Genomic DNA, 23,053 nt, shown 5'->3' with positions numbered 1-23,053 from the left:
GGAGTTGATGATGACCTCTGGCGAGCACGCCCCGGTGGACCGGCAGGTGCAGGTCGAAAAGGCACTCCGCGCGTCGATGAAGGAGACGGAGCGGCTGCGCAGGCAGAACCAGCGGCTCCTCGCGCAGCGGGCTGAACCGATCGCGATCGTGTCGATCGGCTGCCGCTACCCGGGCGGGATCCGCTCCCCGGAACAGCTGTGGGAGCTGGTCGACTCGGGCGGTGACGCCATCGGCGAGTTCCCCGCCGACCGCGGCTGGGACCTGGCGGAGCTGCGGGACGCGGGCACCGACGCGCGCGGCAACGAGGTGACCCGCCGCGGCGGGTTCCTCGACGGCGTCGCCGACTTCGACCCCGGCTTCTTCGGCATCTCGCCGCGCGAGGCGCTGTCCATGGACCCGCAGCAGCGGCTGCTGCTGGAGGTGTCCTGGGAGGCGGTGGAGCGCGCGGGCCTCGATCCCGCCGCGCTGCGCGGCAGCCGCACCGGCGTGTTCGTCGGCACCAACGGGCAGGACTACGCCTACCTGGTGGTGCGGTCGCTGGCCGACGCCGACGGCGACGTGGGCACCGGCATCGCGGCGGGGGCCGTCTCCGGCCGGCTGTCCTACGAACTGGGGCTGGAGGGCCCGGCGGTCACCGTGGACACCGCCTGCTCGTCCTCGCTGGTCGCGCTGCACCAGGCGGCGCACGCGCTGCGGGCGGGGGAGTGCGAGCTGGCGCTGGCCGGGGGCGTGAACGTGATGTGCACCCCGGGCGCGCTGCTGGAGTTCAGCAGGCAGGGCGGGCTGGCCACCGACGGCCGGTGCAAGGCGTTCTCCGACGCCGCGGACGGCACCGGCTGGTCCGAGGGCGTCGGCGTGCTGGTGCTGGAACGGCTCTCCGACGCGCGCCGCAACGGGCACCCGGTGCTGGCGCTGGTGCGCGGCTCCGCGGTGAACTCCGACGGCGCCTCCAACGGCTTCACCGCGCCCAGCGGGCGCGCGCAGCAGCGGGTGATCCGGCAGGCCCTGTCCGCCGCCGAACTGTCCACATCGGACGTCGATATGGTGGAGGCGCACGGCACCGGGACGTCGCTGGGCGATCCGATCGAGGCGAGCAGCCTGCTGGCGACCTACGGGCAGGACCGGGCGGAACCGCTGCGGCTGGGGTCGATCAAGTCCAACCTCGGGCACGCGCAGGCCGCCGCAGGCGTCGCCGGGGTGATCAAGGTGGTGCAGGCGATGCGGCACGGGGTGCTGCCCCGCACGCTGCACTGCGATCCGCCGTCCTCGCACGTGGACTGGTCGTCCGGTGCCGTCGAACTGCTGACGGCGGCCGAACCGTGGCCGGAGACCGGCAGGCCGCGCCGCGCGGCGGTGTCCTCGTTCGGGGTGAGCGGCACCAACGCGCACACGATCCTGGAGCAGGCGCCGGAGGAGACCGCGGACGCCGTTCCCGGGACATCGCCGGACGAGACCGCGGCCGGTGCGGCTCGATCCGCCGGTGCCGGGGCCGTCGATGTCGGGATCACCCGCGCCGGAGCCGCCCGCGCCGGGTCCATCGCCGCCGGGACCGCCGCCGCCGGGGCCACCGATGTCGAGGCGGCCCACGCCGGTGCGACCGGCGCCGGATCCGCCGACCTCGGATCCGCCGGTGCCGGGTCCGCCGGTGCCGGGTCCGCCGGTGGCCGGTCCGCCGAGGCGCCGCCCGGACCGGTGCCGTGGCTGGTGTCCGGCCGCACCGAGCAGGCGCTGCGCGACCAGGTGGCCGCACTGCTCGGGCACCTCGACGCGCACTCGGACGCCCGCGCGGCGGACCTGGCGTTCTCGCTGGCCACCACCCGTACCGCCTGCGAACACCGGCTCGCCGTGACCGGCACCGAACCGACCGGGCTGCGGGACGCGCTCGCCGGCTGGCTCGACGGCACCGCGCCGGACGCGCACCGCGGCGTGGTGGAACGTCCGGCGAAGCTCGCCGTGCTGTTCTCCGGCCAGGGCGCCCAGCGCGCCGGCGCCGGGCGGGAGCTCGCCGAGCGGTTCCCCGCGTTCGCCGACGCGCTGGAGAAGGTGCTCGCCGAGCTGGACCGGCACCTGGACCGGCCGCTGCGCGAGCTGCTGTTCGCCGAGCCCGGCAGCCCCGACGCGGCTCTGCTGGACCGCACCGGGTACACCCAGCCCGCGCTGTTCGCCGTCGAGGTGGCGCTGTACCGGCTGCTCGAATCCTGGGGCGTCACCCCCGGTTTCGTGGCGGGCCACTCCCTCGGCGAGATCACCGCGGCGCACGTCGCCGGGGTGCTGTCGCTGCCGGACGCCGCCGCGCTCGTCGCCGCCCGCGGCCGGTTGATGCAGGCACTGCCCGAGGGCGGCGCGATGCTCGCGGTCCGCGCCGCCGAGGACGAGGTCGCACCGCTGCTGACCGGGCAGGTCGCGGTGGCCGCGGTGAACGCCCCCGGCTCGGTGGTGCTGTCCGGCGCCGCGGACGAGCTGGACGCGGTGCGGCAGCGGCTCGACGCGGAGGGCCGCACGACCACCCGGCTGGCGGTCAGCCACGCGTTCCACTCGCCGCTGATGGACCCGATGCTCGACGACTTCCGGGCCGTGGTGCGGCGAGCCACCTTCGGCAGGCCGCTGCTGCCGCTGGTGTCGAACCTGACCGGCCGCAGCGCCACCGCCGCCGAGCTCGCCGACCCGGAGTACTGGGTGCGGCACGTGCGCGAACCGGTGCGCTTCGCGGACGGGGTGCGCGCGCTCGCCGACGACGGTGCCTCGGTGTTCCTCGAGCTGGGGCCGGACAGCGCGCTGTGCTCGATGGCGCAGGAGACCCTGGAGCCGGGCACCCCGGTGATCCCGGTGCTGCGCCGCGACCGGGACGACCACGCCGCCGCGGTGACCGCGCTGGCCCGGTTGCACGTGGCCGGGGTCCCGGTCGGCTGGGCCGAGTTCTTCGCGGGCGGCGCCGACCGCGTCGACCTGCCGACCTACGCGTTCCAGCACGAGCGGTACTGGCCGGACGCCGCCCCGCCGGCGGGGGACGCCGCCGGACTCGGCCTGGCCGGGGCCGAGCACCCGCTGCTGGGGGCCGCGGTGGACGAGGCGGACGGGGACGGGGTGCTGTTCACCGGCAGGCTCTCGCTGGCCACCCACCCGTGGCTGGCCGACCACGTCGTCGGCGGCCACGTGTTCTTCCCCGGCACCGGTTTCCTGGAGCTCGCGGTGCGCGCCGCCGACCAGGTGGGCTGCGCCCAGGTGGAGGACCTGACGCTGGCCGCGCCGCTGGTGCTGCCCGAACGCGGCGCCGTGCAGGTGCAGCTGCGGGTGGATGGGGCCGACGGCTCGGGCCGCCGCGAGCTGCGGCTGCACTCCCGGTCGGCCGACGACCCGGGCGCGCCCTGGACCCGACACGCCACCGGGCTGCTCGTCGAACCGGAGCACGTGCTGGACTTCGACGCCGCGACCTGGCCGCCACCCGGTGCGTCCGAAGTGGACATCGGCTCGCTGTACGACGACTACGCCGCGACCGGGCTGGACTACGGGCCGGTGTTCCGCGGGCTGCACGCGGTGTGGCGCCGCGACGAGGAGCACTACGCGGAGGTGCGGCTGCCCGCGGAGGTCCGCGACGCCGAGGCCTACGGGCTGCACCCGGCGCTGCTGGACGCGGTGCTGCACGCCACCGTGTTCGCCGCGTCCGAGGCCGACGGTCGCGGGTTGCTGCCGTTCTCGTGGAGCGGTGCCTCGCTGCACGCCTCCGGCGCCTCGGTGCTGCGGGTGCGGATCACCCGCAGCGGGCAGGACGCGGTGCGGCTGGTCGCCGCCGACCCGCAGGGCATCCCGGTGCTGTCGGTCGATTCCCTGGTGCTGCGCGAGGCGGGCCCGGCCGCGGCGGCTCCCGCCGGGCAGGACGAGCTGAACTCGCTGTTCCACGTCGACTGGGTGCCGCACCGCGACGACTCCGGGACGCCGTCCACCGCGCGGTGGGCCGTGCTGGGCGCCGACGAGCTCGGACTCGGCGTGGCCGTCGCGGTGGATTCGCTCGCCGAACTGCCGGACCCGGTGCCCGACTTCGTGGCGGTCCCGCTCCGCGGCGAGCAGGCGGACCCGGCGGCGGTGCACGCGCTCACCGGGCGGGTGCTGGAGCTGGTGCGGCACTGGCTCGCGGACGACCGGTTCGCGGCCGCCCGGCTGGTGTTCGTCACCCGCGGCGCGGCGGCCGACGAGCCGGACCTCGCGGCGGCCTCGGTGTGGGGCCTGGTGCGGTCCGCGCAGGCCGAGCACCCGGACCGGTTCCTGCTGCTCGACCTGGACGACCGGGACGAGCCGAACGACCCGGACGAGCCGGTTGATCAGGACGGCGCGGGGGACGGCGCGGTGCGCGGTGGTTCCGCCACCGCGGTGCCCGCGGTGGTACCCGGCCTCGTCGCCGCCGACGAACCGCAGGCCGTGCTCCGCGGCGGCGAACCGCGGGTGGCGCGGCTGGCGCCGCTGGCCACCGCGAGCTCGCTGGTGCCGCCCGCCGGCGTGCCCTGGCACCTGGACAGCGCCGCCAAGGGCAGCCTGGACGACCTCGAACTCGTCCCGTTCCCGCAGGCCGCGGAACCGCTCACCGGCCGGGACGTGCGGGTGCGGATCGAGGCCGCCGGGGTGAACTTCCGGGACGTGCTCAACGCGCTCGGCATGTACCCGGGCGAAGCCGGGCCGTTCGGCTCGGAGGCCGCCGGGATCGTCGTGGACACCGGGCCCGAGGTCACCGGCCTGCAGCCGGGCGATCGGGTGCTGGGCATGGTGTTCGGCGGGTTCGGTCCACTGGGGACGGTCGACGAGCGGTTCCTGACCCGGGTGCCCGCGGCGTGGTCCTGGCCGACCGCCGCCTCGGTGCCGCTGGTCTTCCTCACCGCCTACCACGGCCTGGTCGACCTGGCGGAGCTGCGCGCGGGCGAGAAGGTGCTCGTGCACGCGGGCGCCGGCGGCGTCGGCATGGCGGCGATCCAGCTCGCCCAGCACCTCGGGGCGGAGGTGTTCGCCACCGCGAGCGAGGCCAAGCAGGACGTGCTGCGGTCGCTGGGCGTCGCCGACGACCACATCGCCTCCTCCCGGGACACCGCGTTCGAAGCGGCGTTCGCGCAGGTCGCCGGGGACGGCGGCATCGACGTGGTGCTCAACGCGCTGTCCGGCGAGTTCGTCGACGCCTCGCTGCGGTTGCAGCCGCGCGGTGGCCGGTTCGTCGAGATGGGCAAGACGGACCTGCGCACCGACGTGCCCGGCGTGCGGTACCGGTCGTTCGACCTCGGGCTGGTCGACCCGGACCGCATCCAGGAGATGCTCCGCGAGCTGATCGGCCTGTTCGACGCGGAGGTGCTGCGGCCGCTGCCGGTGCGGACCTGGGACGTGCGGCGGGCGCCGGAGGCGTTCCGGCACATGAGCCTCGCCCGGCACGTCGGCAAGATCGTGCTGACCGTCCCGCGCGGCTGGGACTCGGACGGCACCGTGCTGATCACCGGCGGCACCGGTGGGCTCGGCGCGGAACTGGCCCGGCACCTGGTCACCGAGCACGGTGCCCGGCACCTGCTGCTGGCGAGCCGCCGCGGCCCGGACGCGCCCGGTGCTGCGGACCTGCGCGCCGAACTCGCCGAGCACGGCGCCGAGGTCACCCTCGCCGCCTGCGACGTCGCCGACCGGGACGCCGCGCGCGAGCTGGTGGCCGCGGTGCCCGCGGACCACCCGCTGACCGCGGTGGTGCACACCGCGGGCGTCCTCGACGACGGCGTGGTCGACGCGCTGACCGGGGAGCGGCTGGACGCGGTGCTGCGGCCGAAGGTGGACGGGGCGTGGCACCTGCACGAGCTCACCGCCGAGCTGGACCTGGCGGCGTTCGTCGTCTACTCCTCGGTGTCCGGGGTGCTGGGCAGCGCCGGGCAGGCCAACTACGCGGCGGCCAACGTGTTCCTGGACGCCCTCGCCCGGTACCGCCGGGCGCGCGGGCTGCCCGCGGTGTCCCTCGCGTGGGGGGCGTGGGAGCAGGGCGTCGGCATGACCGCCGGGCTCGACGAGCGGGACCTGCGCCGCATCGGCGACAACGGGATGCCGCCGCTGCCGGTCGAACGCGGGCTGGCGCTGTTCGACACCGCGATCGGCGCGGACGAACCGCTGGTGGTGCCGCTGGGCATCGGGTCGACCGCGGTCCGCGCGCAGGGCGAAGTGCCCGCGCTGCTGCGCGGCCTGGTGCGGTCGACGCGCCGGACGGCCGCGGCCGCGGACCCCGCCGCGGAGCGGGCCGGGCTCGCCGAACGGCTCGCCGGGCTGCGCGGCCCGGCGCGCGAGCAGGAGCTGGTGCTGCTGGTCCGCGACGCCGCGGCGGTCGTGCTCGGGCACGGTTCGGCCGCGGAGATCGGTGCCGAGCGGGAGTTCCGCCGCATCGGGTTCGACTCGCTCACCGCCGTGGAGCTGCGCAACCGGCTCGCCGCGTCGACCGGGGTGCGGCTGCCGTCCACCCTGGTCTTCGACCACCCGACCCCGCTGGCGGTGGCCCAGGTCCTCGCCGCGGAGTTCGGCCCGGCGGACGACGGGGCGGACCGGGCGCACGTCCCGGGCGGGTCCGGCGGATCGGCCGGGCAGGGTGGCACGGCGCTGCTCGCCGAGCTGGACCACCTGGAGCACGTCCTCGCCGCGGGCGAGGCGGGCGCCGAGTTCCGCCGCGAGGTCACCGCCCGGCTGCACGGCCTGCTGGAGCGCTACGGCGACGCCGCGCGGCACGGCGACGAGGAGTCCGCGGAGCCCGCGGTGGGCGAGCGCATCCAAGGGGCGAGCGCCGACGACCTGCTGACGTTCATCGACAACGAGCTCGGCAGGCGAACCCAGCCCTGACCGCAGCCCACCGACACCGGACCGGACCCGTGCCGTGGCGCGCGCGCCACCGCGGTCGTTCGCAGAGAGGAACCGACGATGCCGGACGAAAGCACTCTCGTCGATTACCTGAAGTGGGTCACCGCTGATCTGCACGAGACCCGCCAACGCCTGCACGAGGCGGAGACGGGCAGGCACGAGCCGGTGGCGATCGTCGGCATGGCCTGCCGGTTCCCCGGTGCCGATTCGCCGGAGCGGCTCTGGGAGCTGCTGTCGGCGGGCGAGGACGCGATCTCCGGGTTCCCCGCGGACCGCGGCTGGGACCTGGCGGCGCTCGGCGAGGGACGCAGCGCCACCGGGCGCGGCGGGTTCCTGCCGGGGGCGGGCGACTTCGACCCGGGCTTCTTCGACATCTCGCCGCGCGAGGCGCTCGCGATGGACCCGCAGCAGCGCCACGCGCTGGAGGTGTCCTGGGAGGCGCTGGAGCGCGCGGGGATCGACCCGAAGTCGTTGCGGGGCAGCCGTACCGGCGTGTTCGTCGGCACCACCGGGCAGGACTACATCCACCTGGTGCTCGCCTCGGGCGAGGACCTGGAGGGGCACGCCTCGACCGGGATGGCGGCCAGCGTGCTCTCCGGCCGGGTGGCGTTCGCCCTGGGGCTGGAGGGTCCGGCGCTGACCGTGGACACCGCCTGCTCGTCCTCGCTGGTGGCGCTGCACCTGGCCGCCCAGGCGGTGCGCACCGGGGAGTGCTCGCTGGCCCTGGCGGGCGGGGTCACGATCATGACCACCTCGGCGAACTTCTCCTCCTTCAGCAGGCAGGGCGGGCTGGCGCCGGACGGCCGGTGCAAGGCGTTCTCCACCGATGCGGACGGCACCGCCTGGTCCGAGGGCGTCGGGATGCTCGCGGTGGAGACGCTGTCCGATGCGCGGCGGCACGGGCACCGCGTGCTGGCGGTGCTGCGCGGCAGCGCGGTGAACCAGGACGGCGCGTCGAACGGCTTGACGGCGCCGAACGGCCCCGCGCAGCAGCGGGTGATCAGGCAGGCCCTCGCGGGCGCCGATCTGTCCACTTCGGACGTCGACGTGGTGGAGGCGCACGGCACCGGAACCCGGCTGGGCGACCCCATCGAGGCGCAGGCGCTGCTGGCGACCTACGGGCGGGACCGGGACGCGCCGCTGCTGCTGGGCTCGATCAAGTCGAACCTCGGGCACACCCAGGCCGCCGCGGGCGTCGCGGGCGTGATCAAGGTGGTGCAGGCGATGCGGCACGGCGAGCTGCCGCCGACGCTGCACGTGCGCAGCCCCTCCGAGCACGTGGACTGGGACACCGGTGCCGTGGAGCTGGCGACCGGCCGCACCGCGTGGCCCGCCACCGGGCATCCGCGCCGCGCCGGGGTGTCCTCGTTCGGCATCAGCGGCACCAACGCGCACGTGGTGCTGGAACAGGCCCCGGAGCCGCCGGAACCGGAAGCCGAGCAGGTGCCGCGGCCGGCCGCGGTGCCGTGGCCGGTGTCCGGCCGCACCCCGGCCGCGTTGCAGGCGCAGCTGGAGCGGATCACCGGCTTCCGCGCCGAGCACCCGGAACTCGACCGGGTCGACGTGGCGCGCTCGCTGGCCACCGGCCGGTCCGCCTTCGAACACCGGGCGGTGCTGCTGGCCACCGACGACGGTGTCGAGGAGGTGGCGCGCGGCGCGGTGGCCGCCGACCCCGGCAAGTTGGCGGTGCTGTTCTCCGGGCAGGGTTCCCAGCGGCTCGGGATGGGCCGCGAGCTGCACGCCCGGTTCCCGGTGTTCGCCGCGGCGCTGGACGACGTGCTGGCCGAGCTGGACCGGCACCGGGACGGCTCGCTGCGCGAGGTGATCTGGGGCGATGACGAGGCGGCGCTGGAGGACACCGGAAGCACCCAGCCCGCGCTGTTCGCCGTCGAGGTGGCGCTGTACCGGCTGGCCGAGTCCTTCGGCGTGCGTGCGGACCTGCTCGGCGGTCACTCGGTGGGGGAGATCGCCGCCGCGCACGTCGCGGGCGTGCTGTCGCTGCCGGACGCCGCGAAGCTGGTGTCCGCCCGGGCCCGCTTGATGAGCCGGTTGCCCGCGGGCGGCGCGATGGCCGCCGTGCAGGCGAGCGAGACCGAGGTCAAGCCGTGGTGCACCGGCCGGACCGCCATCGCCGCGATCAACGGGCCGCGGTCGGTCGTGGTGTCCGGCGACGAGCAGGGCGTGCAGGACGTGGTGGACCGGGTGCGGGCCGACGGGCGCGCGGCGAAGCGGCTCCGCGTCAGCCACGCGTTCCACTCGCCGCTGATGGACCCGATGCTGGCGGAGTTCCGCGCGGTGGTGCGGGAGTTGTCGTTCGCCCCGGCGGAGATCCCGGTCGTGTCGAACCTGACCGGGGAACGGGCCACCGCGGACCTGAGCACCCCGGAGTACTGGGTGCGCCACGTCCGCGAAGCGGTGCGCTTCGCCGACGGGGTGCGGGCGCTGTCCGCCGCGGGCGCCGGGACCTTCCTGGAACTGGGGCCGGACGGTTCGCTGTGCGCGATGGCGCAGGAGTCGTTGCCCGCCACCGCGGTGGAGGTGCCCGCGCTGCGGCGGGACCGCCCGGAGGAGGCGGCCTTCGTGACGGCGCTCGCCCGGCTGCACGTGCGCGGGCTGCGGGTGGCGTGGCCCGAGCTGTTCGCCGGAACCGGGGCGCACCGGGTCGACGTGCCCACCTACGCGTTCCAGCACGAGCGGTTCTGGCCCGCCGCCTCCGCCGGTGCCGCGGACGCGGCCGGGCTGGGCCTGCGGGCGGTGCACCACCCGGTGCTCGGCGCCGCGGTGGGACTTGCGGGTTCCAGCGCGGTCGTGCTGACCGGCCGGATCACGGCGGACGTGGCGGGGGACGTGGTGCCCGCGGCCGCGCTCGCCGAGCTCGCGCTGCGCGCGGCCGACGAGGTGGGCTGCGACCGGGTCGCGGAGCTGGTGCTGGGCGCCGACCCGGTGTCCGCGGTGGAACCGGTCGCGGTGCAGCTGCGGATCGAGGCGGCCGACGAGTCCGGGGCCCGGAACTTCGCGCTGCACACCCGGCCGGCGGCGGCCGAGGACGCCGAGTGGGTCGAGCGCGGCACCGGCGTGCTGAGCACCGCGGCCGCTCCCGAGGTCGACTTCACCGGGGAGCCGCCCGCCGGGGCCGAACCGCTGCCGCGGGACGAGCCGTTCGAGGTGCTGCACCGGGACGGCGCCGTGTTCGCCGAAGTCGCGCTGCCCCCGGGAGTGCCCGCCGCGGGCCACGACCTGCATCCCGTGCTGCTGGACGCGGTGACCCGCGTCGCCGCGGCCGTCCCCGGCGCGGGCGGCGCGCACGCCGTCCGCTGGGACGGGATGTCCTTGCACGCCACCGGTGCCGAGGTGCTGCGGGTGCGGGCGCGCCCCGGCGCGGACGGGACCGAGGTCGTCGCCGTCGACGGCCGGGGGAACCCGGTGCTGGTGGTGGAATCGCTGCACCACGAAGGGGAATCCGCGGCCTCCGCCCGGGAACCGGAGCCGGTCGCGGCCGCCGGGGACCTGGACGTGTCCCGCTCGCTGTTCGGGCTGGACTGGGTTCCCGGCCCGGCGCCGGAGCCGGTCGGCGGGCGGCGCTGGGCGATCGTCGGTGGCGACGAGTTCGACCTGGCGTACGCGCTGCACCGCGCGGACGAGGCGGTGGTGGGCTACGGCGAGTCGTTGTCGGACCTGACGCGCGGCGGCACCGCACCGGACGTGTTCCTGGTCCCGGTGACCGGCGGTACCGCGGCGGAGCCCGACGCGGTGCACGAGCTGGCCCGCCGGGCGCTCGCCCTGCTCCAGGAATGGCAGTCCGACCAGCGGCTCACCGGTTCCCACCTGGTGTTCGTCACCCGGGGCGCGGTGTCGGTCGACGGCGAGGCGCCCGCGGACGTGGCCGCGGCGGCGGTGTGGGGCCTGGTGCGGTCCGCGCAGGCCGAGGAGCCCGCGGGACGGCTGCTGCTGGTCGATCTGGACGACGCGTTCACCTCGGCGGCGGTGCTGCCCGGGTTGCTGGGCGCCGAGGAGCAGCAGATCGCGGTGCGGCAGCGGGAGGTCCGCGTCGCCCGCCTGCTGCCGCTGTCCGAGGCTCGAACCGCAACCGTGTCCACAGTGGACGACATCGACGACATCGACGACATCGACGACATCGTCGGCGGTGCGGGCGAGCCGGACGACGGCGTCCCGGCTGTCGTGCGGCACCCCGGCGGTCCGGCGGAACCCGTGGGCTGGAATCCCGGGGGGACCGTGCTGATCACCGGCGGTACCGGCGGTCTCGGCGCCGAACTGGCCCGGCACCTGGTCGCCGAGCACGGCACCCGGCACCTGGTGCTGGCCAGCCGCCGCGGGCCCGCCACGCCCGGCGCGCTGGAGCTGCGGGCGGAGCTCACCGCGCACGGCGCCGAAGTGCGGATCGCGTCCTGCGACGTGGCCGACGGGGCCGCGGTCGCCGCACTGCTCGCCGAGATCCCCGCCGCGCACCCGCTCACCGCGGTGGTGCACACCGCCGGGGTGCTCGACGACGGCGCGATCGGCTCGCTCACCGCCGACCGGCTGGACCGGGTGCTGCGGCCGAAGGTGGACGCCGCGTGGCGGCTGCACGAGGCCACCCGGGATCTCGACCTGGCCGCGTTCCTGCTGTACTCCTCGGTGTCCGGCGTGATCGGCGGCCCGGGGCAGGGGAACTACGCGGCGGCCAACGCCTTCCTGGACGCGCTCGCGCAGCACCGCCGCGCGCAAGGACTGCCCGCGCAATCGCTCGCCTGGGGGCCGTGGGCGCCCGCGAGCGGGATGACCGCCGCGCTCACCGAAGCCGACCTGGAACGCATGACGGGCTCCGGGCTGCCGCCGCTGTCCGCGGCGCAGGGACTGGCGCTGTTCGACGCCGCGCGCACCAGGGACGAGGCGCTGGTGGTGCCGATCCGCACGAACGCCACCGGTGCGCGCGGGCAGGGCAACGTGCCACCGGTGCTGCGGGAGCTGATCCCCGCGGCCCGCCGTCCCGTCGCCGCGGCGCACCGCGCGGCGGGGTCGCCTGCCGAGCGGATCGCCGCCGCCGACGGGGCGGAACGCCACCGGCTGCTCACCGAACTGGTCGTCTCGCACGCCGCCGCCGTGCTCGGCCACCGGGACGCGGCCGCGGTCGCTCCCGAACGGGACTTCCTGGAGCTCGGCTTCGATTCGCTGATCGCCGTGGAGCTGCGCAACCGCGTGGGGGAGGAGCTGGGCCTGCGGCTGGCGGCCTCGGTCGTGTTCGACGCCAAGACCCCGGACGCGCTGGCCCGTCGGCTGGCGGGCGAGCTCGACGCGCGGGTCGCACCGGCCGCGGGCGGCCCGCGAGCGCAGAGCGGGCCGAACGACGGCCTGGTGAACCTGTTCCTCGCCGGCGTGCACTGCGGCAAGCGCAAGGAGTCGATGCGGATGCTGGGCGCGGTCGCCGCGACCCGTCCGACCTTCGAGACGCCCGCGGAGCTGGCCGAACTGCCCGAGCCGGTGACGCTCGCCGACGGCCCGACCGATCCGCGGCTGATCTGCGTGAGCTCGCCGGGCGCGACCGGCGGGGTGCACCAGTACGCGCGGATCGCCGCGCACTTCCGCGGGATCCGGCACGTGTCGGCGCTGCCGCTGGTCGGTTTCGAACCGGGGGAGGCGTTGCCGGAGCACGGTGCGGCGGCGGTCCGCTCGGTCGCGGAGAGCGCGCTGCACGGCAGCGACGGCGATCCGTTCGTGCTGATCGGGCACTCCACCGGCGGCACCATCGCCTACCACGCGGCGGGCCTGCTGGAGGACACCTGGGGCGTGCGCCCGGAGGCGGTGGTCCTGCTGGACACGCTGAGCCTGCGCTACGACGACAACGACGACATCGACTACGACGAGGTGGCGAACTACTACCTGGCCGACATCGACACCCCGTCGGTGAACCTCAACAGCGCCCGGCTCTCGGCGATGGTGCACTGGTACAACAAGGTCGCCGCGATCGCGGACGCGCCGGTCACCACCGCACCGACCCTGCTGGTGCGCTGCTCGGTGCCCGTCCCGGGCAGCCGCGGCACGAAGGCGCCGCCGGTGATCGACACCGATGCGGTGCGCACCATCGAGGCCGACCACCTCTCGCTGGCCAAGGAGCACTCCGAGCTGACCGCGCACGTGGTGCGCGCCTGGCTCGCGGAACCGGTGCCCGCCCGAACCTGATCCCCTCGCCGGGCCGCAGCTCCCCGCGCGGCGGCCCGCGGGTTGTCCGCGCAGTCGATCCACACAGCGGAGGAAACGCCCATGAGTCAATCCCTCGACCTGCCGACGCTGGGCACCGGGCCGTCGGCCATGCTCCGCCCGCCGAAGGAGCTGCGGGACCTCCAGGAACAGGCACCCGTCTGCAAGGTGCGCACGCCCGCCGGGGACGAGGCGTGGCTGGTGACCCGGCACGAAGAGGTCAAGCAGCTGCTCAAGGACGAGCGGATCAACCGCTCGCACCCGGACCCGCCCTCGGCCCCCCGTTACGTGGACACCCCGTTCTTCAACCTGCTGATCACCGATTCCGATCCGGCGGAGGCGACCCGGCTGCACCGGGAGATGCGCTCGTTGCTGACACCGAGCTTCTCCGCGCGCAGGCTGGCCCGGCTGCGCCCGAAGGTGGTGGAGCTGGCCGAGGAGATGGTGCAGGCGCTGCTGGACAAGGGCCCGCCCGTGGACCTGCACGCCGAGTTCTCCCAGCCCTTCGCGCTGCAGGTGCTGTACGAGCTGATCGGCGTGCCGCCGGAGGACCGGATGCACATCGTGCGGATGCTGGGCCGGATGGCCGTGCTCGGCGATCCCGCCGCCGCCGAGGAGGGCGCCGCCGAGCTGTTCGGCTACATCTCCGAGCTGGTCGGCCGCAAGCGCGGCGATCCCGGCGAGGACGTGATCTCCCGGCTCTGCGAAGCGGGCCTGGACGACGAGCGGATCGGCACCCTCTCCGCAGGCGTGCTGTTCGCCGGGCTGGACAGCGTGATCAGCCACATCGACGTCGGCGTGCTGGTGCTGGCGAACAACCCGGACAAGCGGGACACCGCGATGCAGGACGCCGGGACGATGGCGATCGCGGTCGAGGAGGTGCTGCGCGCGGCGAAGGCGGGCAGCTCGATGCTGCCGCGCTGGGCGGCCGAGGACGTCGAGATCGGTGGGGTGACGATCCGGACCGGCGAGCTGGTGCTGCTGGACTTCACGCTGTCGAACTTCGACGAGCGCGCCTTCGACGACCCGGAGCGGTTCGACGTGGGCCGGGTGCCGAACCCGCACCTGACCTTCGGGCACGGGGTGTGGCACTGCATCGGGGCCCCGCTGGCGCGCGTGGAGCTGCAGACGGCGTTCAGCGCGCTGTTCGGCCGCATCCCGAACCTGCAGGTGGCGGTGGCGCCGGAGGACTTGAAGCTGGAGAGCGGCCAGCTCTCCGGCGGCGTCCTGGAACTGCCGATCACCTGGTGAACCGGCGGGCGGCGTCGCGGCGGGTGCAGCCGCGGCGCCGCCGGGCCGACCCGGCGACGGGCCGAGGACGCGGTCGAGCATCCGGATGAGGGCACGCCTGAACGGGCCGGAGCGGGCACGGCCGAGCGGGCCGGTGCGGGCACGGGCGAGCGGGCCGGTGCGGACGAGGTGCCGCGCGGCGAGGGCGGTGTTCCGGAGATCCATGCCTTCGATGCTGCCCGCGTCGAACACGGGTTCGCATCGCTGGATCGGGCGTGAACCGGACGGGTGACCGGCCCACCCGCCTCAACGGGTGGGCCGGTCACCTGCGGTGGGAGTGCTCAGGCCTCTTCGACGGTGATGGCCTGCGACGGGCAGATCAGGGCCGCCTGGCGGACGTCGTCGGCGTGCTCCGCGCCGGGCGTCTCCTCGAGCAGCGCCACCACGCCGTCGTCGTCCTGGTCGAACACGTCGGGCGCGGACAGCACGCACTGTCCGGCGCCGACGCAGCGGTCCTTGTCCGCGGTGATCTTGAGCATGGCTGTCTCCTTCGGGAACGGTGCGTGGTCACCAGCGGACCGGCAGCGAGTGCAGGCCGAACAGCACGCCGTCGTACTTGAACGGCAGCTCCGCCACCGGTACCGCCAGTTCCAGCTTAGGGATGCGGTCGAACAGGACCCGGTAGGCGAGGTCCATCTCGCCGCGCACCAGGTTCTGCCCCAGGCACTGGTGCACCCCGTAGCCGAAGGCCACGTGGTGCCGCGCGTTGCGGGTCGGGTCGAACCGGTGCGGGCAGCCGAACGCCGCCTCGTCGTGGTTGGCGGCGGCGACCAGCGGCACGATGCCGTCGCCCCGGGCGATGTGCTGCCCGCTGATCTCCAGGTCGTCCACGGCGACGCGCAGCGCCACCAGGTCGGCCACCGAGTGCAGCCGCAGCAGCTCCTCGACGATGCCGTCGGCGCCGATCCACTCGGGGTGCAGCAGCAGCGTCAGCACGCCCAGCGCGATGTTGTTCGCCGTGGTCTCGTGCCCGGCGATGAGCAGCAGCATCGCGACCCCGGACAGCTCGGCGGCGGACATGGTGCCCACCGCGAGCAGCCGGCTGATCAGGTCGTCGCCGGGCCGCTTCTCCTTGATCGAGATGAGCCTGCCGAGGTAGCGCAGCAGTTCCTTGGTGGCGGCCTCGCGCTCGTCGTCGGTGGCGGTGGTGCTGACCAGCGTCCGGGTCTTGGCCTCGAAGAAGTCCCGGTCCGCCTTGGGCACCCCGAGCAGGCTGGAGATCACCAGCGACGGCACCGGCAGCGCGAAGTCGGCCACCAGGTCCGCGGTACCGCCCGCGGCGAGCAGGTCCGCCACCCGGTCCTGCACGACCTGCTCGATGGCGGGGCGCATGTCCCGGATGCGGCGCACCGAGAACTCGGAGATCAGCGTCTTGCGGAACCGGTCGTGGTCGGGCGGGTCGAGCGCCACGAACCAGCCGGGCATGGTGTCGGGGGAGGGCACGCCGCCGGTCTTGCCGAGCAGGCTGGGAAATCCCTCGTGCGTCGGGTTGGAGCTGACGCGCGGGTCGGTGAGCACGGTGCGCACGTCCTCGTGCCGCGTCACCAGCCACACGACGGCGCCGGTGGGCAGCCGGGCGCGCACCAGCCCGGACTGCGCGCGGAAGTCGGCGTATTCGGCGGGCGGGAACGACGCGCCGGGGCGGCGCATCGGGAAGTCGACCACGTCGGACATGATCCGCACTCCATCGTCGTCTGCTGGTGGTCAGTTCCGGCCGTAGAACTCGCGGATGCGGCCCACGATCTGCTCCTGGTCGTCGGCGGTGAGCCCGGTGTAGGTGGGCAGGTAGAGCCCGTCCGCGCTGAACCGGGCGGCGTTGAGCTCGGGCCAGCCGGGGTCGAGGTAGCCGGGCTGCCGGCTCATCGGTTTGAAGAACAGCCGGGTCTCGATGCCGTGCTCCGCGAGGTGGGCGCGCAGCCCTTCGCGGTCGCGGGCGCGCAGGTCGTACATCCACAGCACGTCGCGCGGCGGCATCAGCTCGATGCCGTCGACGTCGCGCAGCCCGTCGTCGTAGCGCTGCTCGATCGCCTCGCGCAGCGCGAGGATCTCGTCGAGCCGTTCGGTCTGGGCGAGCGCGACGGCGGCCTGCATCGCGGTCATCCGGAAGTTGTAGGCCAGCTTCTTGTGCAGGAAGCCGTGATCGGCGGTGAACGCCATGCCGCGCAGGTGCGCGAGCTGCCCGGCCAGCCACGGGTCGCCGGTGAGGCAGATCCCGCCCTCCCCGGCCGTGATGATCTTGTTGGCGAACAGCGAGAAGCAGGCGATGTCGGCGACCGGCGGCACCCCGTGCGCCTCCGCGGAGTCCTCCACGACGCGCAGGCCGTACTGGTGCGCCAGCTCCATGATCGGCTCCATGGCGCAGCGCCTGCCGTACACGTGCACCGGCATGATCACTTTGGTGCGCGGGGTGATCTTCTCCTCGATGCGGTCCACGTCGATGTTCAGGTCGTCGCCGCAGTCCACGAACACCGGGGTGGCGCCGTGGTAGGTGACCGCCCAGGCGGAGGCGATCATGGTGAACTCGGGGACGATGACCTCGTCGCCGGGTCCGACCCCGAGCGCGCGCAGCGCCAGCGTCAGCGCCGTGGTGCCCGAGGAGCAGGCCACGCCGTGCGCGGACCCGTGCCTGCGGGCGAACTCCTCCTCGAAGCGCCGCACGAACGGGCCCTGCGAGGAGATCCAGTTCCCGGCGACGGCCTCGGTGACGTACTCCTGCTCGCGGCCCTGCAACCAGGGTTGGGAGACGGGGAAGCCCATCACAGCCCCGCCTTCTCCGCGGCGAGCGCGGGCAGTTCGGCCAGCAGGTCCGCGGCCGCCTCCCGGCCGCCCGCGTCGCGCAGCAGCTGCCCGAACATCGCGGCGCGGTCTCGGAACGAGCGCTCGTCGAGCACTCGGGTGAGCTTGTCCAGCACGTCCGCGACGTCGATCGTCTCCGGCCGGTCCAGGGTGAGGCTCACCCCGAAGTCGCGGCCGCGCACCGCCTGGTCGTCGCAGTCCACCCAGAGCGGCCGGACCACCAGCGGCTTGCCGAAGTGCAGGCCTTCGTGGAAGCCGTTGCCGCCGGCGTGGGTGAAGAACAGCCGCACCGAGGGGTGCGCGAGCACGTCCAGCTGCGAGGGCACCCAGGCCTCCACCCGCAGGTTCGCGGGCAGTTCGGCCGCGGGCGGCAGCAGGTGCTGCTGCTCGGCGGGCAGCTTCCACAGCACGTCGGTGCCGCGCTCGCCGAGCCTGCGGGTGACCTCCAGCAGCGACCGCACCTGGCCTGCGGTGAGCCGCGTGATGGTGCCGAATCCCATGTACACCACGGAATCCCGGGCGGAGAGCCAGTCGGCGAGCCCGTCGTCCTCGGGTGCCTGCGGCAGCGGCGGCACCATCGTGCCGACCAGCCGCAGGTGCTCCGGGGCGGTGAACGGGTAGTCCAGTCCGGGGACGGAGTAGCACAGGACCATCTCGGCGTGCTCGATGCGGGACATGAACCCGCCCGCCTCCTTCGCGATGCCCAGCTCGTCGCGGATCCGCTGGTCCCGCGCGGCGCGTTCGCGCAGCTCCTTGGTCAGGAACATGCCGAGCGTGCGGAACTTGAACACCCGGTTCGCGAGCCGCTGCCACGGCGACATCTCGTGCGGCAGCCCGGAGTGCGGGACCGGGAAGTCCGGTCCGGTGTAGGACTTCGCGAACGGGATGTGCGAGGTGAGCACGTTGCTGGGCATGAACGGAACGCCCAGCACGAACGGGATTCCCTTGGTGATGGCCAGTTCGTAGCCGTAGGAGCACATGCTCTCCACGACCAGCAGCGCCGGCCGGATCTCCTCGACGGCGGCCTCCAGCGCGCGGTACTTGTCGATGCGCGCCTCGGGGGAGAAGGTGTGCCGGATGACCGCGCGGTGCGCCTTGAAGCGGGACCGCTGCGTGACCTCCCGGTACACCTCGTCGTCCCAGGTCACCGCGGACATCTCCGGTACGACCGGGCCGAGGGGGACGAAGTTCACCGGGCTGTCCACCTGCAGCGCCGCCACCTCGTCGCGCCGGTTGTCGTCGGTGGCGAAGTGCAGGTCGGCGACACCGCGCCGGGACAGCTCCTGCGCCAGCACGAGCAGCGGGTTGAGCAGCCCGCTCTCCGGGTAGCTGACGAACAGGATCGGCCGCCGGGTCGATTCCATGGGCACACCCTCCAGAGTCGGCGTCCCGGCGGCGGGCGGCGGGCCGGGACGGGGAACTTTCTCCCACGACGAGGTGCGGAGAATCCCTAGTCCTGCCCCCGTTTCCAGGCCCGCGACCTGCGGCTCTAGGGAAAAGTACAGCGAATCGGCCCCTACGCTGCGCACTCGAATGGTGCAGTCCCGCCCGACTTCTCCTGAGGTGGTGCAGCGCATGACGATCCGGCGCACGACGAGCCCGGCCGCGGCCGATCCGATCGCAGTGGTGTCGATGGCGTGCCGGTTCCCCGGCGGAGTGCGGTCCCCGGAGGACCTGTGGGCGCTGGTCGACTCCGATTCCGGCGCGGAATCGGAGTTCCCCCTCGACCGGGGTTGGGACGTGGACGCGTTGCACGCGGCCTGCGCGGTGCGGACCGGGGGTTTCCTGGCCGACGCGGCGGGTTTCGACGCGGAGTTCTTCGGGATCTCGCCGCGGGAGGCGCTGGCGATGGATCCGCAGCAGCGGGTGCTGCTGGAGGTCGTCTGGGAGGTGCTGGAGCGGGCCGGGATCGACCCGGAGTCGTTGCGCGGCAGCCGGACCGGGGTGTTCGCGGGACTGCACGGACAGGACTACGCGGTGGCCGCGGACGGTGCGGCCGAGGACGTGAGCGGGCACGCGGTGACCGGGTTCTCGCCCGCGGTGGCCGCGGGCCGGGTGGCGTACCTGCTGGGGGCGTCCGGCCCGGCGCTGGCGGTGGACACCGCGTCCTCGTCGTCGCTGGTCGCGGTGCACACGGCGGCGCGGTCGCTGGCGGCGGGCGAGTGCGAGCTGGCGCTGGTGGCGGGGGTGACGGTGATGTCCACGCCCGCCGCGTTCGTCGGCTACTCCCGGCAGGGCGGGCTGGCTGCCGACGGGCGCTGCAAGCCGTTCTCCGACGACGCGGACGGCACGGCCTGGTCGGAGGGCGCCGGGGTGGTGTTGCTGGAGCCGTTGTCGCGGGCGCGCGAGCACGGGCACGAGGTGCTGGCGCTGCTGCGCGGGTCGGCGGTGAACTCCGACGGTGCGTCGCCGGGGCTGACGGCGCCGAGCGGTGCGGCGCAGCGCGCGGTGATCCGGGACGCGCTGGCCGATGCGGGCCTCGACCCGTCCGATGTGGACGCGGTGGAGGCGCACGGCACCGGGACGCCGGTGGGCGATCCGGTGGAGGCGGCGGCGTTGCTGGCCACCTACGGGCAGGACCGGGAGGTGCCGCTGCTGCTGGGCTCGCTGAAGGGCCACCTGGGGCACGCGCAGGCCGCCGCGGGCATGGCCGGGCTGATCAAATCGGTGCTGGCGCTGGGCCGGGACCACCTGCCGGGGATCCGGAACCTGCGCGCGCCCTCGGCCGAGGTGGATTGGACGGCGGGTGCGGTGGAGGTGCTGGCCGCGGCCGCGCCGTGGCCGCGCGCCGACCGGGTGCGCCGGGCCGGGGTGTCCTCGTTCGGCATCAGCGGGACGAACGCGCACGTCATCGTGGAACAGCCGGTGCCGGTCGAGCAGACGTCGCCGGTCGCGGCGATCTCGCCCGCGGCGGTGCCGCTGCCGGTGTCGGCGCGCTCGGACGGTGCGCTGGACGCGCTCGTGGCGGAGGTCGCGGAGCTGTCCGACGCCCCGGGTACCGCGGTGGACCTGGGCTGGTCGCTGGCGGTGCGGCGGCACGCGCACGAACGGCGCGCGGTGTTGCTGAGCACCGCGGACGGGGCGACCGAGGTGGCCCGCGGGGTCGCGGCGGACGGTCCGCTGGCGGTGCTGTTCTCCGGGCAGGGTTCGCAGCGGCTCGGCATGGGCCGCGAGCTGCACGCCCGGTTCCCGGTGTTCGCTGCGGCGTTCGACGAGGTCCTCGCCGAGCTGGACCGGCACCTGGACCGCCCGCTGCGCGAGGTGGTGTGGGGCACCGACCAGTCGGCGCTGGACGGGACGGGGTGCGCGCAGCCCGCGCTGTTCGCGGTCGAGGTGGCGTTGTTCCGCCTCGCCGAGGCGCACGGCGTCCGCCCCGACCACGTCGGCGGCCACTCGGTCGGCGAGGTGACCGCCGCGCACGTCGCGGGCGCGCTGTCGCTGCCGGACGCGGCGGCGCTGATCGCGGCCCGCGCCCGGCTGATGCAGGCGTTGCCGCCGGGCGGCGCGATGGCCGCGGTGCAGGCCACGGAGGCCGAGGTCACCCCGTTGCTCACCGATCGGGTGGGGCTGGCCGCGGTGAACGCGCCGGACGCGGTGGTGGTCTCGGGGGAGGCCGAGCAGGTGGCGGAACTGGCGGAGCACTTCACCGACCTGGGCCGCAAGACGAACCGGCTGCGGGTGTCGCACGCCTTCCACTCGCCGTTGATGGAGCCGATGCTGGCGGAGTTCCGCGAGGTCGTCGCGGGCCTGTCCGTGGCGGAGCCGTCGATCCCGGTGGTGTCCAACAGGACCGGCGCGCTGGCCGGACCGGGCGAGCTGTCCGACCCGGAGCACTGGGTGCGGCACGTGCGGGAGCCGGTGCGGTTCGCGGACGGGGTCGCCGCGCTGCACGCGGCGGGGGCGCGGCGGTTCCTGGAGCTGGGGCCGGACGGCGTGCTGTCGGGCCTGGTGCCGGAGTCGGTGCCGGAGCGCCGCGTGGTCGTGGTGCCCGCGCTGCGCCGGGACCGGGACGAAGAGGCGGCGTGGGTGACCGCGCTGGCCCGGCTGCACGTGACGGGCGTGCCGGTGGACTGGTCCGCGGTGTTCGCCGGGACCGGGCCGCGCCCGGTGCCGCTGCCGACGTACCCGTTCCAGCACGAGCGGTTCTGGCCGACGCGGACGAGTACCGCACCGGCCGCGGCGGGAACCCCGGCGCCGCAACGGGTTCCGGAGGCGCCGCAACGAAGTGCGGAGGTGCCGGAACGGTTCGCGGCGCTGCCGGAGCGCAAGCGGGTCCCGTTCCTGCTGGAGCTGGTGCGCGGTGCGGCCGCCGACGTCCTGGGGCATCGCGACGTGGACCGGGTGGGTGCGGACCGGGTGTTCAAGGAAGCGGGGTTCGAGTCGCTGACCGGGGTGGAGCTGCGGGATCGGCTGGGCGCGGCGACGGGCTTGCGGTTGCCGACGTCGCTGGCGTTCGACCGCCCCACGCCGCGCGCGGTGGCCGAGCACCTGTCCGGGTTGCTCGCCGCGGAGCTGCCGACGACGGATCTGCCGACGACGGACCTGACCGCCGAACTGGCCGACTGGGAGCGCCGCCTCGACGAAGCCCCCGCCGACCCGGCGGAGCGGGAACGCCTGGCGGCCCACCTCGACCGCCTCGCCACCCGCCTCCGCGGAGCCACCCCGAACGGCACCGCCCACGACGACCTGGCCGACGACGACATAGCCGAAGCCCCCCTCGACCGCCTCCTCGACCTCATAGACGAAGAGTTCGTCGCCTGACCCACCGACCCCGTCCCTCCCGTCAGCGGCGAAGCCGCTGAGCAGCGACCACCAGAGCAGCAGGACCCCCGCGGGTTCTCAGCGCTTTCCTCGTGAGGACAGCGTTTTCGCCTGTGGCGGAGCCACCGGTGAAAACGATCCCGCAGCGAGGAAAGCGCTGAGGTTCCGCCACCGGACCCGCACAGCACGACGAGTCCCGGACACAGCCGAGAAGAGGACTGACCGGTGCAGGATGAGCAGCAGGGCAAAGTCGTCGATTACTTGCGGCGAGTTACCGGCGACCTGCGGCACGCGCGCAGGCGCATCGAGGAGCTGGAGGCGCGGGACCGCGAGCCGGTGGCGGTCGTCGGCATGGCGTGCCGCTTCCCAGGCGGGGTGCGGTCGCCGGAGGACCTCTGGGACCTGGTGTCGGCGGGCGCGGATGCGGTGTCGGACTTCCCGGCGGACCGGGGCTGGGACCTGGCGGCGTTGCGCCGGGACTGCGCCACGTCCGCGGGCGGTTTCCTGGACGATGCGGCCGGTTTCGACGCGGAGTTCTTCGGGATCTCGCCGCGCGAGGCGCAGGCGATGGATCCGCAACAGCGGTTGTTGCTGGAGGTGTGCTGGGAGGCGGTGGAGCGGGCCGGGATGGCTCCGGCGGCGTTGCGCGGTTCCCCGGCCGGGGTGTTCGTCGGCTCGTACCACTGGGGTCGTTCGCAGGCCGCGGCGGAGGACTTGCGCGGGCACACGATGACGGGCACTGCGGCGAGCGTGCTGTCGGGCAGGCTCGCGTACGCGCTGGGCTTGGAGGGCCCGGCGTTGACGGTGGACACGGCGTGTTCGTCGTCGCTGGTGGCGTTGCACTTGGCGGCGCGGTCGCTGCGGGCGGCGGAGTCGTCGCTGGCGATCGTCGGCGGCGTGACGGTGCTGTCGGACCCGTCGTTGTTCGTGGAGTTCAGCAGGCAGGGTGGGTTGTCGGCGGACGGCCGGTGCAAGGCCTTCGCGGCGGACGCGGACGGCACGGGCTGGGCGGAGGGCGCCGGCGTGCTCGTGCTGCAGCGGCTCGCGGACGCGCAGCGGGACGGGCGCGAGGTGCTGGCGGTGCTGCGCGGCAGCGCGGTGAACCAGGACGGCGCGTCGAACGGCTTCGGCTCGTCGCTGCTGGCCGAGGTGGCCTCC

Annotated in this window: 9 protein-coding genes; 5 read left to right on the top strand and 4 right to left on the bottom strand. The window is 74.8% G+C overall.

Annotated features, from left to right (window positions below; translation table 11 throughout):
* Positions 1-10 precede the first annotated feature (10 nt).
* The 3 genes from ABZ805_RS24545 to ABZ805_RS24535 all read left to right on the top strand — a co-directional run bounded on the left by ABZ805_RS24545 (position 11) and on the right by ABZ805_RS24535 (position 14,299).
* Positions 11-6,835, top strand: a complete 6,825-nt coding sequence (locus ABZ805_RS24545) for an SDR family NAD(P)-dependent oxidoreductase (RefSeq protein ID WP_358444698.1) — start codon at positions 11-13, stop codon at positions 6,833-6,835.
* A 78-nt stretch (positions 6,836-6,913) separates the two neighbouring features.
* Positions 6,914-13,030, top strand: coding sequence for a type I polyketide synthase (locus tag ABZ805_RS24540; protein ID WP_358444695.1), 6,117 nt, complete (start codon positions 6,914-6,916; stop codon positions 13,028-13,030).
* An 81-nt stretch (positions 13,031-13,111) separates the two neighbouring features.
* Complete coding sequence (locus ABZ805_RS24535; protein ID WP_358444693.1) at positions 13,112-14,299, top strand: cytochrome P450; 1,188 nt, start codon at positions 13,112-13,114, stop codon at positions 14,297-14,299.
* 320 nt (positions 14,300-14,619) lie between these two features.
* On the opposite strand, the gene ABZ805_RS24530 is transcribed toward ABZ805_RS24535, so the two are convergent.
* From ABZ805_RS24530 to ABZ805_RS24515, 4 genes are read right to left on the bottom strand one after another with little or no spacing between them, the layout of a single operon-like run.
* Positions 14,620-14,817, bottom strand: coding sequence for a ferredoxin (locus tag ABZ805_RS24530; protein ID WP_358444691.1), 198 nt, complete (start codon positions 14,815-14,817; stop codon positions 14,620-14,622).
* Between the two features lie 28 nt (positions 14,818-14,845).
* Positions 14,846-16,012: a cytochrome P450 gene (locus ABZ805_RS24525; protein WP_358444689.1), complete on the bottom strand. Its 1,167-nt coding sequence runs from the start codon at positions 16,010-16,012 to the stop codon at positions 14,846-14,848.
* Between the two features lie 30 nt (positions 16,013-16,042).
* Positions 16,043-17,095 (bottom strand): DegT/DnrJ/EryC1/StrS family aminotransferase, encoded by a 1,053-nt coding sequence (locus ABZ805_RS24520; RefSeq protein WP_358444686.1) that lies wholly within the window; start codon positions 17,093-17,095, stop codon positions 16,043-16,045.
* On the bottom strand, positions 17,095-18,498 hold the full coding sequence (locus ABZ805_RS24515; RefSeq protein WP_358444684.1) for a glycosyltransferase: 1,404 nt from the start codon (positions 18,496-18,498) through the stop codon (positions 17,095-17,097). The genes ABZ805_RS24520 and ABZ805_RS24515 overlap by 1 nt, the downstream gene beginning before the upstream one ends.
* Positions 18,499-18,709: 211 nt before the next feature.
* Here ABZ805_RS24515 and ABZ805_RS24510 point away from each other — a divergent pair, with 211 nt between their 5' ends.
* Positions 18,710-21,895 (top strand): beta-ketoacyl synthase N-terminal-like domain-containing protein, encoded by a 3,186-nt coding sequence (locus tag ABZ805_RS24510; protein ID WP_358444681.1) that lies wholly within the window; start codon positions 18,710-18,712, stop codon positions 21,893-21,895.
* A 225-nt stretch (positions 21,896-22,120) separates the two neighbouring features.
* Positions 22,121-23,053, top strand: a 933-nt coding sequence (locus tag ABZ805_RS24505) for a beta-ketoacyl synthase N-terminal-like domain-containing protein (RefSeq protein ID WP_358444678.1), incomplete at its 3' end; no start/stop codon positions are given.

Origin of the sequence: Saccharopolyspora sp. NPDC047091, assembly GCF_040643635.1 — a bacterium.
GTDB lineage: Bacteria > Actinomycetota > Actinomycetes > Mycobacteriales > Pseudonocardiaceae > Saccharopolyspora_C.
The sequence above is the reverse complement of the archived record's forward strand: the minus strand, read 5'-3'. Positions and strand labels throughout refer to the sequence as shown.

What these genes read in the sequence shown, in the direction of transcription:
- ABZ805_RS24545 (WP_358444698.1), top strand. Translation starts at nt 11, where the DNA reads ATGACCTCTGGCGAGCACGCCCCGGTGGACCGGCAGGTGCAGGTCGAA.
- ABZ805_RS24540 (WP_358444695.1), top strand. Translation starts at nt 6,914, where the DNA reads ATGCCGGACGAAAGCACTCTCGTCGATTACCTGAAGTGGGTCACCGCT.
- ABZ805_RS24535 (WP_358444693.1), top strand. Translation starts at nt 13,112, where the DNA reads ATGAGTCAATCCCTCGACCTGCCGACGCTGGGCACCGGGCCGTCGGCC.
- ABZ805_RS24530 (WP_358444691.1), bottom strand. Translation starts at nt 14,817, where the DNA reads ATGCTCAAGATCACCGCGGACAAGGACCGCTGCGTCGGCGCCGGACAG.
- ABZ805_RS24525 (WP_358444689.1), bottom strand. Translation starts at nt 16,012, where the DNA reads ATGTCCGACGTGGTCGACTTCCCGATGCGCCGCCCCGGCGCGTCGTTC.
- ABZ805_RS24520 (WP_358444686.1), bottom strand. Translation starts at nt 17,095, where the DNA reads ATGGGCTTCCCCGTCTCCCAACCCTGGTTGCAGGGCCGCGAGCAGGAG.
- ABZ805_RS24515 (WP_358444684.1), bottom strand. Translation starts at nt 18,498, where the DNA reads ATGGAATCGACCCGGCGGCCGATCCTGTTCGTCAGCTACCCGGAGAGC.
- ABZ805_RS24510 (WP_358444681.1), top strand. Translation starts at nt 18,710, where the DNA reads ATGACGATCCGGCGCACGACGAGCCCGGCCGCGGCCGATCCGATCGCA.